This window comes from Faecalibacillus sp., assembly GCF_047023275.1.
In the GTDB taxonomy this organism is placed as follows: Bacteria; Bacillota_I; Bacilli_A; order Erysipelotrichales; family Coprobacillaceae; genus Faecalibacillus.
The window spans coordinates 35561-48454 of sequence record NZ_JBKYAR010000021.1; the positions used below are offsets into that span (position 1 = coordinate 35561).

Annotated in this window: 14 protein-coding genes; 13 read left to right on the forward strand and 1 reads right to left on the reverse strand. The window is 29.2% G+C overall.

What is annotated here, in order from left to right:
- The first annotated feature begins 4 nt into the window (after positions 1-4).
- From ACLVEP_RS08570 to ACLVEP_RS08595, 6 genes are all read left to right on the forward strand, one after another.
- Positions 5-1960: a DHH family phosphoesterase gene (locus ACLVEP_RS08570; protein ID WP_412584208.1), complete on the forward strand. Its 1956-nt coding sequence runs from the start codon at positions 5-7 to the stop codon at positions 1958-1960.
- Positions 1961-1965: 5 nt separating this feature from the next.
- Positions 1966-2412, forward strand: coding sequence for a 50S ribosomal protein L9 (gene rplI, locus ACLVEP_RS08575; RefSeq protein ID WP_412584210.1), 447 nt, complete (start codon positions 1966-1968; stop codon positions 2410-2412).
- Positions 2413-2423: 11 nt separating this feature from the next.
- Positions 2424-3797, forward strand: a complete 1374-nt coding sequence (gene dnaB / locus ACLVEP_RS08580) for a replicative DNA helicase (RefSeq protein ID WP_412584212.1) — start codon at positions 2424-2426, stop codon at positions 3795-3797.
- A gap of 11 nt (positions 3798-3808) precedes the next feature.
- Positions 3809-4423 carry a thymidine kinase gene (locus ACLVEP_RS08585; RefSeq protein ID WP_032091176.1) on the forward strand — a complete coding sequence of 205 codons (615 nt, stop codon included), beginning with the start codon at positions 3809-3811 and terminating at the stop codon, positions 4421-4423.
- Positions 4424-4619: 196 nt separating this feature from the next.
- On the forward strand, positions 4620-5534 hold the full coding sequence (locus tag ACLVEP_RS08590) for an AEC family transporter (protein WP_412584214.1): 915 nt from the start codon (positions 4620-4622) through the stop codon (positions 5532-5534).
- A 4-nt stretch (positions 5535-5538) separates the two neighbouring features.
- Positions 5539-6468: an NAD(P)-dependent oxidoreductase gene (locus ACLVEP_RS08595; RefSeq protein WP_412584216.1), complete on the forward strand. Its 930-nt coding sequence runs from the start codon at positions 5539-5541 to the stop codon at positions 6466-6468.
- Between the two features lie 100 nt (positions 6469-6568).
- Here ACLVEP_RS08595 and ACLVEP_RS08600 read toward each other — a convergent pair whose 3' ends face one another.
- Positions 6569-7771: a PLP-dependent aminotransferase family protein gene (locus ACLVEP_RS08600; RefSeq protein WP_412584218.1), complete on the reverse strand. Its 1203-nt coding sequence runs from the start codon at positions 7769-7771 to the stop codon at positions 6569-6571.
- A gap of 193 nt (positions 7772-7964) precedes the next feature.
- Between ACLVEP_RS08600 and ACLVEP_RS08605 the strand changes: the two genes are divergently transcribed.
- From ACLVEP_RS08605 to ACLVEP_RS08635, 7 genes are all read left to right on the forward strand, one after another.
- Positions 7965-8687 carry an amino acid ABC transporter ATP-binding protein gene (locus ACLVEP_RS08605; protein WP_412584220.1) on the forward strand — a complete coding sequence of 241 codons (723 nt, stop codon included), beginning with the start codon at positions 7965-7967 and terminating at the stop codon, positions 8685-8687.
- 12 nt (positions 8688-8699) lie between these two features.
- On the forward strand, positions 8700-9497 hold the full coding sequence (locus ACLVEP_RS08610; protein ID WP_412584222.1) for a transporter substrate-binding domain-containing protein: 798 nt from the start codon (positions 8700-8702) through the stop codon (positions 9495-9497).
- Between the two features lie 3 nt (positions 9498-9500).
- Positions 9501-10235, forward strand: a complete 735-nt coding sequence (locus ACLVEP_RS08615; RefSeq protein WP_412584224.1) for an amino acid ABC transporter permease — start codon at positions 9501-9503, stop codon at positions 10233-10235.
- Positions 10232-10945: an amino acid ABC transporter permease gene (locus ACLVEP_RS08620; protein ID WP_412584226.1), complete on the forward strand. Its 714-nt coding sequence runs from the start codon at positions 10232-10234 to the stop codon at positions 10943-10945. Before ACLVEP_RS08615 ends, ACLVEP_RS08620 begins: the two co-directional genes overlap by 4 nt.
- A 112-nt stretch (positions 10946-11057) precedes the next feature.
- Positions 11058-11366 (forward strand): PadR family transcriptional regulator, encoded by a 309-nt coding sequence (locus ACLVEP_RS08625; protein WP_412584227.1) that lies wholly within the window; start codon positions 11058-11060, stop codon positions 11364-11366.
- A gap of 4 nt (positions 11367-11370) precedes the next feature.
- Positions 11371-12528, forward strand: a complete 1158-nt coding sequence (locus ACLVEP_RS08630) for a DUF2812 domain-containing protein (protein WP_412584229.1) — start codon at positions 11371-11373, stop codon at positions 12526-12528.
- A 14-nt stretch (positions 12529-12542) separates the two neighbouring features.
- On the forward strand, positions 12543-12881 hold the full coding sequence (locus ACLVEP_RS08635) for a DUF2812 domain-containing protein (RefSeq protein ID WP_412584230.1): 339 nt from the start codon (positions 12543-12545) through the stop codon (positions 12879-12881).
- Positions 12882-12894: the final 13 nt, after the last annotated feature.

Genomic DNA, 12894 nt, shown 5'->3' on the forward strand with positions numbered 1-12894 from the left:
TTTCATGATTAAGAAGCTGATGCAACTTAGAAATACAATAGTTGCTTTATTAGGAGTAGAATATGTATTAGCTTTATTAACTTATATGTTTTTACAAAATCGTATTACATTATCATTAATGATTTATATTTTGATTAAAAATGTAGTATGTATTATTGTTTTATATTATCTCCATAATATGTTCAATGAAATGACTTATAGTGTTAAAGAAGCACTCAATGATGAAACAAAGAATGCTTTGATTTTTGGTGGAATAGGTCTTATTAAATATGATGAAAATAGAAATGTTGTATGGGTCAGTGATTTATTGCATGAACTTGGTATAAAAATTGTTGGTAAAAAATTGCTTGAATGGCAACCCTTACTAGCAACACTTTTTGAAGATGAAGATGTTAGAACAATTGATATTAATTCTAGAAGATATGAAGTATATAATTCTAGAAATAATCGTTTGCTATTTTTAAAAGATGTAACAGATTTAACAACGATTGAAAAAGAATATAATGATCAACAACTTTGTGTTGCCTATTTAACAATTGATAATTATGATGATTCTATTGAATATGCTGATGAACAAAAATCAGTAATGATTGAAACTATTTCTAGACAAATGATTTTTGATTGGGCTAAAGATAATGGGATTATTTTAAAAAGATATAAAGAAGATGGGTATTTAGCTATCTTTAATGAAAGAATTTATCGTAAACAAGTAGAAGTTCGTTTTTGTATTTTAGATGAATTTAAACAAAAAATGGAATCAATTGGAGCGGTCATGTCTTTATCAATGGGAATTGGTAGAGGATCTAAAGTTTTACGTGAATTAGATGAACTTGCATTTAGTGCTATTTCTTTATCTTATTCACGTGGTGGAGATCAAGTAGCGGTTAAAACATTAGATGAAGAAATTCGTTATTTTGGTGGAAACAGTGAAAATAGCGAAAAAGCTAATCGTGTAAGAGCACGTGTTATTTCACAAACACTAGCAAGTTTAGTAAAACAAAGTAAAAATATCCTTATTATGGGACATAAACAATCTGATTTAGATTCTTTTGGAGCAAGTTTGGCTGTCGCAAAATTTGTTAAAGCATTTGAAAAAGATGCTTATGTGATTGTTGATGAAAATTCTTTAGAAGAAAAAACAGGAAATATTGCACGTCGTTTAATGGCGGAAGATTTATACAAAGGAAGAATTATTTCGCCAATGAAAGCAATCGACCTTATTGACAGTGATACATTACTTATTTGTGTAGATAATCATAAGCCAACACTTGCTATTAGTGAAGAGGTTTTAGATAAAGCAGAGAAAATTGTTGTTATTGATCATCATCGTCGAGGGGAAGACTTTGTTGATTCGCCAATCTTAACTTACTTGGAACCTGCGGCTTCTTCGACTGTAGAATTAGTTGTAGAATTATTTGAATACCAAAGAGTAGAAATAGAAGTTTTACCAACAGAAGCAACGATTATGTATGCAGGGATGTTGGTGGATACAAATTATTTTAGAAATCATGTTGGTTCACGTACTTTCCAAATTGCATCTAAGCTTAAAGAAAAACAAGCAAATGTCGCAAAAGCATATGAATTTTTACAAGATGATTATAAAACAACACAAGAAAAAATGTCTATTTCTGCTAATGCTTATCGTTTTGGAAATGATATACTAATAGCGTATGGAAATGAAGAAGAGATTTATACAAGACCTCTACTAGCGAAAGTTGGTAATGAGTTATTAAATATTGCTGAGATAAAAGCGGTATTTGTTGTTGGACGCGTAGATAAGGATAAAATTGCTATTTCTGCTCGTTCTAAAACAGAGGTTAATGTACAGTTGATTATGGAAAAACTTGGTGGTGGTGGCCATTTTTCAATGGCAGCATGTCAAGTTGAAGAAGAAACTGTTAAGAAAGCGATTGATAGATTAGAAGAAGCTATTGATCAATATTTGGATGAAAGAGGGTAAAAAAGATGAAAGTAGTTTTATTAGAAGATGTTAGAAAAGTAGGTAAAAAAGGTGATGTTGTCAATGTATCTGATGGATATGGACAAAACTTTTTAATTAAAAATAAATTAGCTGTTAAAGAAACAGCAGGTGCTAAAAAGATTTTAGAACAACAAAAAGAAGAAGCAAGATTACAAGATATTGAAAATAAGAAAAATGCAGAGACATTAAAAGAAAAAATTGAAGGTATTACTTTAGAATTTGTTTTAAAATCTGGTAAAGATGGTAAAACATTTGGAAGTGTTTCAACAAAACATATTGTTGAACAATTAAGAGAAAAATATGATATTAGAGTAGATAAAAGAAAATTTATCAATGCTCATCCAATTGGAGCATTAGGATATTCAAATTTAAAAGTTGAGCTATATAAAGGAGTTATCGCTACTATTAGAGTTCACTTATCAGAAAAATAGGAGGAAGATTTATGCCTAGAGTTTTCCCACATGATTTAGAAGCAGAACGCTCGTTATTAGGTTCAATGCTTATTTCAAAAGAAGCTTGCCAAGATATTTTAAATAAGTGTGAAGATAGAGATTTTTATGAAGAATCACATAAAGTATTATTCAATGCAATGAGTGAACTCTCAAGACAAAATATTCCTGTTGATGTAACAACCATTACTTCTTATTTATTAGATCATAGTCAATTAGATAAAGTTGGTGGTGTAGAATACTTAAGACAATTAAGTGATTCAGTTCCAACTTTAGCACATAGTGAATATTATTTAAAAATTATTCATAACAAATCGATTTTAAGAAAGATCATCAATGAAACAACAAAAATAGCAGAAAATGCTTTTGGAGATATTGAAGATATTGATGGTTTTATTGATGAAAGTGAAAAAACAATGTTGGCCATTACGAGAGATCGTAATGCAGGAGAATTCGTTGACGTTAAAAAAGTCATTAGAGAAGTGACAGATCGTTTAAATAAGTTACAAAGTATTGATGGTAATATTTCGGGTATTCGTACAAATTTTAGAGATTTAGATAAAATAACATCTGGACTCCAAAAAGGAGATTTGATTATTTTAGCTGCACGTCCCGCAATGGGGAAAACAGCCTTTGCTTTAAATATTGCACATAATGTAGCTTTTAAATCAGAAGATCCTGTAGCTATCTTTTCGTTAGAAATGCCTGCAAGTCAATTAGTACAAAGAATTATTTGTTCAATGGGTGGAATAGAAGGTTCTACAATGAGAACAGGTGAAATCTTAAAAACAAATGCGAATAAATACTATGCAGCTGCTGAAAGAGTCAGTAAATGCAATTTATATATAGATGATACCCCTGGTATTAAAATTAATGAAATTGTTGCAAAATGTCGAAAGTTAAAACAAGAACATGGGTTAAAGTTAATTGTTATTGACTATCTTCAATTGATTACTGGAAGTTCTAATAATCGAGAATCAAGACAACAAGAAGTTTCAGATATATCTAGACAATTAAAAATGTTAGCCAGAGAATTAGATGTTCCTGTTATTGCTTTGTCACAGTTATCACGTTCGGTTGAACAAAGACCAAATAAACGTCCAATGATGTCTGACTTGCGTGAATCAGGAGCTATCGAACAAGATGCCGATATCGTTACTTTTATTTATCGAGAAGGATATTATAAAGCAAGTGAAGGTAAAGAAGAGGAAGATAATGGTTTAACAGAAATTATTATCGCTAAACATAGAAATGGAGCAACAGGTGAAGTTAACCTTGCTTTTGAAAAGAATTTTAGTAGATTTACAGATTTAGCACCTATTGGCCCTGATGGAAGTGGCGCAGGTGTAAGAGATGTAAGAGGTTAGGAGAAGAAAGAATGTATCACCAATATCGAGAAGGATATATAGAAGTTATATGTGGATGTATGTTTGCAGGAAAAACAGAAGAATTGATTAGACGAATCAATGTTTTATCTTATGCGAAACAAAAAATATTAGTATTTAAACCTAAAATAGATGATCGCTATTCAGAAATAGAAATTGCATCACATTCAGGAAGAAAAGTTCCTTGTTTTGCAATTGATGATCCAGAAGAAATCTTAGATAAAGTGACAGATGATGTACAGGTTGTCGCTATTGATGAAGTTCAATTTTTTAATTCAAAGATCGTAGATGTTTGTGAATATCTTGCTGATAAAGGCGTTCGTGTCATGGTTGCAGGTTTAGATAAAGACTTTAGAGGTGAAGCATTTGGTGTAATGCCTGAACTTCTTACAAAAGGAGAATTTGTGACAAAGCTTACAGCTGTTTGCGCAAAATGCGGCTCACCGGCTACACGTACACAAAGACTTGTAGATGGTAAACCAGCATCTTTTGATGATCCTGTTGTTTTAGTAGGAGCAGTTGATCATTATGAACCAAGATGCAGACATTGTCATGAAGTTGTCAACAAACCTATAAAAATTAAAAGAAGAACTAAAAGTTCACAATAAATTAACATAGATTCATTATTATAAGGGTGTAAAAGAAAACCTCCCCTTAATATAAACAAAGAAAAGGCACATGTTGAGATAACATGTGTTCTTTTTTATATCATCTAATAAATAATTATCAATATGATAAAAAATAATTGATTTATACACTTAAATAGTGTACTATTCTAATAACTACTAGAGGGGAAGTGGTAATTTGAAAATAATATCTTTACAACTAGAGATATTCATCATCATTATTATAGGATACATATTTGCTAGAAAGGGGATTATTACTAAAGAAGTTAGAAAAAAATTAACAGACATTGTTATTGATCTTATATTACCGTGTGCCATTATTAAATCATTTATGATGAAATTAACACCAGAAATCATAAGAGATACAGTTGTTATTTTTATTGTTTCTTTTATTATTCAACTTTCTTATAGTGTATTTAATCGTATTTTTTATAATCGTTTTGATGATTCAAAAGCAATCATTCTAAAATACGCGACCATTGTTTCTAATGCAGGATTTATGGGATTACCGATTGTTGAAAGTATTTATGGGCAAACTGGTTTATTATATGCTTCAATTGCTTTAATTCCACAAAGAATTTTTATGTGGAGTGCTGGACTTTCGTTATTTACGCAAACAGATTCTAAAAGTATGATCAAAAAAGTTGCACTTCATCCATGTATTATTGCTGTTTATATTGGTATTGCTTTAATGATTATAGAAAGTATAGGAATTATTTTACCAACTTTTATGTTAAATACGATCAATGCAATAGGAGGATGTACAACAGCTTTAAGTATGTTGATTATAGGAGCTATTTTAAATGATGTGAAATGGTCTGAACTTGTAGAAAAATCAAGTTTATATTATTCAAGTATACGCTTGTTAATTATTCCTATTACTATTTTTATATGTTTATCTTTATGTCAGATGAACTCTTTAGTAATTGGAGTATCTGTACTTTTAGCTGCTATGCCTGCTGGAAGTACAGCAGCGATGTTAGCACAAAAATATAATCAAGATGTGATATATGCTTCTAAAATCATTGTTGTTTCAACAATATTGTCTTTAGTAACATTGCCAATGATTTCTATTTTAGTAAAAGGGGGATGATGATATGGAAATTGCGGTAACAGCTAGAAATTATAATTCAAAAAGTGTTAAATATATGGAAGATTTAGGTTATACAGTAAAGGTCTATGAAAATTGTACTTTAATGAGTGAGGATGAACTGTATGAATGTTTAAAAGATGCAGATGGAGCTATTGTAAGCGTAGAAGCATATACAAAACATCTTTTACAGCGATTGCCTAATTTAAAGGTTATTTCTAGAAGAGGTATAGGATATGATGCAATCGATGTAGAAGCATGCAAAGAATTAGGAATTGCTTTTACAAGAACTTTAGGGGCAGTTGAAGCGCCTGTTGCTGAACAGGTTTTAGCTTATATGTTATATTTTGCTAGAAGAGTAGATTTACAAAGTCAAATATTAAAATCAGGAATATGGAATCGATCATTGAAATTAGGACTTAAAGGAAATACATTAGGGCTTATTGGTTTTGGTGGTATTGGAAAAGAAATTGCTAAAAGAGCTCTTTCTTTTGGAATGCGTGTCATTGCTACAAGTCATCATGATGCTATTGGTACTATTGTAGAAGGAGTCGAAATCTTAAGTGAAGATGAAGTTTTAGCACAAAGTGATTTTGTCAGCATTAATGTTCCTCTTCGAGAAGATACTTTTCATTATGCTGATAAAAACTTTTTTAAGAGAATGAAAAAGGGCGCTTATTTTATCAATATTGCAAGAGGAAAAGTGATGGATGTTGATGCTTTAGTAGAAGCCTTAAATACAGAACATTTAGCAGGATGTGCAGTTGATGTTTTTGATCAGGAACCTTGTTTAGATTCACCTTTAGCTAAATTTGGAGATCAAGTTTTAATTACACCGCACTCTTGTCCAATGACTTATCATGATCAGTATAATATGGATCAAATGGCAGCTGAAAATACAGTTGAAGTTTTGGATTTAATAAGAGGTAAAAAATAACAAATAGAATTTTCTATTTGTTATTTTTTGTATACTGCATAATAAAAGTGAACATTCTAAGTTGTTTGTTCAACTTATTCTGTTCACTTCATGATGTCCTTTATTTACAAAACTGATAAGTTAATTCTCCTAATATTTTAATTCCTTTTTCTATTTCTTCTAAAGAAGGTAAAGAGAAATTCATACGAATACTTTGACAAGATTTAGAAGAATCAACATGAAATTCATTACCTGGAACAATAGCAATATGTTTTTCTACTGCTGCTTCAACAAAATCTAACATATTGACATTATCTGGAAGATCAAACCAAACAAACATACCACCTTCAGGTTCAACAAAAGAAATACGAGGATGAAAATATTTTTTCATCATTTTTAACATATAATGACATTTTTCACTATACATATCTCTTAGTTTAGAAATATGTTCATCCATATCTACTGTTCTTAAGAAACCATCAATTGTATATTGTGATAAAGAGTTTGTATGATTATCATTTACCTGCTTAGCCATTTTAATTTTACTTATTAATTCTTTTTGTCCAACTAATAAACCTGCACGCATACCAGGAGAAATAATTTTAGAAAAACTACTTGTATAAATAACCATGCCTTTTTCATCAAAAGATTTAATTGATGGTACATCATTTCCACTTGTTCTTAAATAACCATAAGGATTATCTTCTAAAATAACAACACTATATTGACAAGCTAAATCATAAATAGCTTTTCTTTTTTCTAATGATGTTGTAATACCTGTTGGATTTTGAAAATTAGGAATAATATAAAAAAGTTTAGGTGTTGGTTTTGTTTGAAAGGCTTTTTCAAGTTCTTTTAAATTAACACCATCCTCTTCTAGAGGTACACCAATTAAACGAGCACCATTACATCTAAAACAGTTAAATGCTCCTAAAAAACTAGGATCTTCTACAACAATCGTATCCCCTTCGTCTATAAATATTTTACTTGTTAAATCTAATCCTTGTTGAGATCCAGTTGTAATTAAAATATCATCATTTTCTTTACAAATAGAATCATATTTATTTAAAAATTCTTTAGCAGATGCCATAAGACCTGGATAACCTTGGGCATCTCCATATTTTAAAATATCATCTGGATTTTTAGAAAAAACTTCATGTGCAATCGATACAAGTTGATCTTTAGGTATTGCATTGGGATCGGGAAATCCTCCTGCAAAACTAATAGCATCACTATATTGACCATTTCCGTTTGCTCTTGCAAGTACTGCTCGAATTGCTGAAAACTTAACTTGGTCCATTTTATTAGCAAAATTATAATTCATTGAAATCCCCTCCTTGGGGTTATTTTAGCAGTTATAAAATATAAATCAATAAAAAATTATCAAATATAATAAATAAATATCACCATGATAATAATATAATTAATAAATTATTATTAATATGATAAAAAAGTATTGACTTTTGTTTCGACCTCTTGTAGTATGTAGACAACAACAAAGCGAGGGGGGATCCAAATTGATTAAGTTAGAAAATGTAAATAAAGTATTTGGAAGTAATCATGTTCTAAAAGATATCAATTTAGAAGTTAAAGAAGGGGAAAAGCTTGTTATTTTAGGTCCAAGTGGTTCTGGAAAATCAACAACAATTCGCTGTATGAATTATTTGGAAGTACCAACAAGCGGAACAGTTTCAATTAATGGTGAAACCATTAATAAGAAAAATAAAAATAAAATTGTTGGAAACAATATTTCAATGGTATTTCAACAATTTAATTTATATCCACATAAAACAGTATTAGAAAATCTTACATTAGCACTTATAAAAATTCACAAAATGAAAAAAGAAGATGCTAATGAAAAAGCCTTTCAATATCTAAGAAGAGTTGGATTAGAAAATAAGGCTTATGCTTATCCACAAGAATTAAGTGGTGGCCAACAACAGCGTGTAGCGATTGCAAGAGCACTTGTTACTAATTCAAAAATCGTTTTATTTGATGAACCAACCAGTGCCTTAGATCCAGAAATGGTTAAAGAAGTTTTAGATGTTATGACAGATCTAGCAAAAGAAAACATTACCATGGTATGTGTCACACATGAGATGGGTTTTGCTAAACAAGTTGCAGATCGTGTGGTGTTTATGGATGATGGCCGTATTATAGAAGAAGGTACACCTGTAGAGTTCTTTGAACATCCTACAACAGATCGTGCTAAAGCATTTTTAAGTAAAATTATGAGATAGGGGGAAATCATAATGAAAAAGTTAGGGAAAGTATTATTATCAAGTTTATTTTGTTTAAGTTTAGTGGGATGTGGAAGTTCTTCAAGTAGTTCTTCTAAATCTACTTTGGAACAGATCAAAGAAGATGGGGTATTAAAAGTAGGTGTTAAAGATGACCGAATTGGTTTTGGTTTAAAAAACACAAAAACTGGAGAATATGAAGGTTATGAAATTGAACTTGCTGATATGTTAGCGAAAGAACTTATTGGTAAAAAAGCAAAAGTTGAATATACAGCAGTTGATGCTAAAACAAGAACAGGCCTTTTAGATAATAAAGAAATTGATTGTGTTATTGCTACATTTACAATTACTGATGAAAGAAAAGAATCATGGAATTTCTCAGATTCTTATTATCGAGATAATGTAGGAATCTTAGCTAAAAAAGGAAAATATAGTAGTTTAAAAGATATGGATGGAGCTACAGTTGCCGTACAACAATCATCTACGAGTAAAGAAGCTTTAGAAGAAGCTGCTTCAAAAGTAGGGGTTAAATTAAATTATAAAGAATTTGCAAGCGCACCTGAATGTGTTTCAGCAGTTAACTCAGGAGCAACAGATGCTTATTCAATTGATGTTACTTGTTTAATGAGTTATTTAAATGATGATCTAGAAATTTTACCTGATCGTTTTTCACCACAAGATTTTGGAATTGCAACGAGAAAAGATGATAAAGAATTAGCTAAAAAAATTAATAAATTTATTAAAGAATTAAAGGATGACGGAACATTAGATAAGTTACAAAAGAAATACAATATCGCACAGGAGGAATAGACTATGTTATTTAGAGGTTGGGATTTATTAATAAAAGATTTACCAGAGTTTTTACAAGCATTCTTCTTGGTGACTATTAAAGTTGCAGCTATTGGTGCAATTTGTGCATTGGTGTTAGGAGTTCTCTTTGGACTTCTATCATCATCACGTCATAAGATTATTCGCTTTATTTCTAGATGTTACGTAGAATTATTTCAAAATACACCTGTGTTAATTCAAGTATTCTTTGTTTATATTGGTTTACCTTATTTAGGATTTAATTTAGATTCTACAATTATTGCAGTGATTATTATTTCTTTATATCATGGAGCTTATATTAGTGAAGTAGTAAGAAGTGGAATTGAATCAGTACCACGTGGACAATATGAAGCAGCTAAATCTCAAGGCTTTTCATATTTAGAAACAATGATATATATCATTTTACCACAAACAGTAAGAATGATTTTACCACCACTTACAACGCAAATTGTAAACCTCATTAAAAATACATCTATTTTACAAGTTATTGCTGGTGGTGATTTGATGTATATGGCTGATTGTTGGGCAGCTAATACAGGAATTACAGTACCACCTTATTTAGTAGCAACAGTTTTATATTTTGCTATTTGTTATCCACTAACATGCTTATCAAGACATTTTGAAAAGAAGAGCTTAGAAGGATATAAACAAAAAGAAAAAGTCGTAGAAAAAGAAGTCATTATGAGACAACCTGCCATGGTGAAAGGGGTGCGCTTATGAGTGAATTCATAAATTTAGTACAAACAGTTTTAACACCTGATAACTTAAAATTCTTAGGAGAAGGTCTTATTCTTTCAATTAAATTCTCAATTATTGTTATATTTGGAAGTTTGGCTTTAGGAATAATTTTAGCTTTGACCCGTAATTATGCACCAAAACCATTAAAATTATTAAGTGTTTGTTATGTTGAATTATTTAGAAATACGCCCTTATTATTATGGATATTATTCGCTCGATTTACCTTACCAAAAATGTTTAATATTTCAGCATTTCAAGCAATTGTAATTACTTTTATATTCTTTTGTGCAAGTGGATTATCAGAAATTGTTAGAGGTGGGTTAAAAGCTATAGGAAAAGGACAATTTGAAGCAGCTGAGTCCCAAGGCTTTACTTTTGTTCAAACAATCATATATATTATTTTACCCCAAACGATTAAATTAGTTATTCCTCAATTGTTACAAACAATTATTACAATATTTAAAGATTCTTCTTATTTAAGTACAATTGGTGTAGTTGACTTTATGTATCAAGGTAGACGTTTAATGGCTCATTTTTTCCAAGCAGATCAAATTATGTTTATCTTTGTTTATATGGCAGGAATTTACTTTATTATTAACTTTGCTTTATCGTTAGTAGTAAGACATATGACTTCAAAGAAACGTGAAGCTAAAAAACGTATGAAATTAAGTAGAAAGTTACAAACTGTATAGCCCCCTTATAAGGACAATGGAAACATTGTTCTTTTTTTGTTGCTATATATCGTTTAACGATATATAATAAAAGTGAAGAAAGTATCGTTAAACGATATAGGAGATGAAATAAATGCCAAAAAGAGAAATGGAAGTATTAACCCCACAAATGTATTATGTATTACTTGTTTTACATCAACCAATGCATGGCTATGAAATTATGAATGAAATTACTCGAATTACTAATGGAGAAATCACTGTAGGAGCAGGTTCTTTATATACTTTATTACCAAAGTTTGAAAAAGAATGTTATATCAAATTAGTAAAAGTGGTAAATAATAAAAAAATTTATCAAATTACAAATCTAGGAAAAAAGAAATTACAAAAAGAAAAAGAAAGAATGCTTAAACAAATTTCATTATTAGATCAAATAGGAGGATAAAGATATGAAATACAAAGATGTCTTAAGAAATAGTTTGTATTTAGATGAAGAATTACAAGATTATTTTAATGAAATGTCTAAAAAAGGATGGCGTTTAGATTTCGTTGGTTATTATTATCGATTTATAAAAGATGAACATGTTTATAAGTATCAAATAGATTACACCCCTATATCTAGTGAATATCAAGATATTTTAAAGGAAATGGGGTATCACGAAGTAAGGAACTCATTTGATGATTTTAGAGTTTTAGAAAATGAAAATATTGATGCTCCTGATTTAAATACAGAATTTATTTTTGATAAAAATAATAAAATGAAACAATTTAAAAAGCTTCGCTATTTTATTTATCCAATTTTAGCGTATTTCCTATTTTGGTTAGGTAAGATTTTTATAAAAGATATTATAGAGATAGGTAAACATGTTCTTTATTATGAAGGATTTGGTTCATTGTTGATGGGGATTGTTTTTATTGTTTTATCATTTGTACTCTTATTTGTAACAATTTTAAATTTTTCTATTTTATATGCATTAAAAAATGATAAAGATTTAAAAAATTTAAAGAAGTTAAACAGTATTAAAGATCATTTAAGTATTCTATTTTATATTTTGTTATTAATAAGTGGTGTTTTTTACTTATTAAAATCATTTATAACATTAGATTTAAAAGTCATTGTTTATCTTTTACTTACATGTATTATTGGTGTGATTTTATCACGTATTATTAAAGATAATAAATATAACAGTATGATTGCTACTTTTGTTGCTATTGCTATTTGTGGACTTATTTTTCCTCAGGTACAAATGGATGATTCATTATTTGAAAGTAGCACTGTTAAAACAAAAATCACAAATTATGAAAAAGATATAAAAGATACAACATGTACCTATCCACAATTAGATGTCTTGATTAAAAAAGATAAGTATAAAGATGAAATCTTTAAATACATCATTATCAAAACAGAACATGATACAAGAGATAATCAAAATTTTGAAAAAGCAGTAAATACAAAATCTAATGTCTCATGGGACAGTAATAAAACACAATATGTTCATTATGAAAAAGCTATTCAATCTTTTAATAAAAAAGGAAATACATATGACAATGGAACATATGTAATCAAAGTATTAAAAAATAGAATTATTACAAGATACAAACAATAAGGGAGGATAAGACGATGAAACACAAATATGTTTTAAGAAATAGTTTGTATTTAGATGAAGAATTACAAGATTATTTTAATGAGATGTCTAAAAAAGGATGGCGTTTAGACTTTATAGGTTATTACTATCGTTTTAGTAAAGATGAACATATTTATAAGTATCAAATAGATTACACTCCTGTATCTAGTGAATATCAAGAGCTTTTAAAAGAAATGGGTTATCATGAAGTAGAAAATGCTTTATATGATTTTAGAGTTTTAGAAAATGAAGATGAAGATGCTCCTGATTTAAATACAGAATTTATTTTTGATAAAAATAACTTAATTAACCATCTGACACATCTTTTGATTTAACTCCGTTATTCTC

Bases quoted from the DNA above. Each gene is read 5' to 3' on its own strand.
- ACLVEP_RS08570 (WP_412584208.1), top strand. From the start codon at position 5: ATGATTAAGAAGCTGATGCAACTTAGAAATACAATAGTTGCTTTATTA.
- rplI (WP_412584210.1), top strand. From the start codon at position 1,966: ATGAAAGTAGTTTTATTAGAAGATGTTAGAAAAGTAGGTAAAAAAGGT.
- dnaB (WP_412584212.1), top strand. From the start codon at position 2,424: ATGCCTAGAGTTTTCCCACATGATTTAGAAGCAGAACGCTCGTTATTA.
- ACLVEP_RS08585 (WP_032091176.1), top strand. From the start codon at position 3,809: ATGTATCACCAATATCGAGAAGGATATATAGAAGTTATATGTGGATGT.
- ACLVEP_RS08595 (WP_412584216.1), top strand. From the start codon at position 5,539: ATGGAAATTGCGGTAACAGCTAGAAATTATAATTCAAAAAGTGTTAAA.
- ACLVEP_RS08600 (WP_412584218.1), bottom strand. From the start codon at position 7,771: ATGAATTATAATTTTGCTAATAAAATGGACCAAGTTAAGTTTTCAGCA.
- ACLVEP_RS08610 (WP_412584222.1), top strand. From the start codon at position 8,700: ATGAAAAAGTTAGGGAAAGTATTATTATCAAGTTTATTTTGTTTAAGT.
- ACLVEP_RS08615 (WP_412584224.1), top strand. From the start codon at position 9,501: ATGTTATTTAGAGGTTGGGATTTATTAATAAAAGATTTACCAGAGTTT.
- ACLVEP_RS08620 (WP_412584226.1), top strand. From the start codon at position 10,232: ATGAGTGAATTCATAAATTTAGTACAAACAGTTTTAACACCTGATAAC.
- ACLVEP_RS08625 (WP_412584227.1), top strand. From the start codon at position 11,058: ATGCCAAAAAGAGAAATGGAAGTATTAACCCCACAAATGTATTATGTA.
- ACLVEP_RS08630 (WP_412584229.1), top strand. From the start codon at position 11,371: ATGAAATACAAAGATGTCTTAAGAAATAGTTTGTATTTAGATGAAGAA.
- ACLVEP_RS08635 (WP_412584230.1), top strand. From the start codon at position 12,543: ATGAAACACAAATATGTTTTAAGAAATAGTTTGTATTTAGATGAAGAA.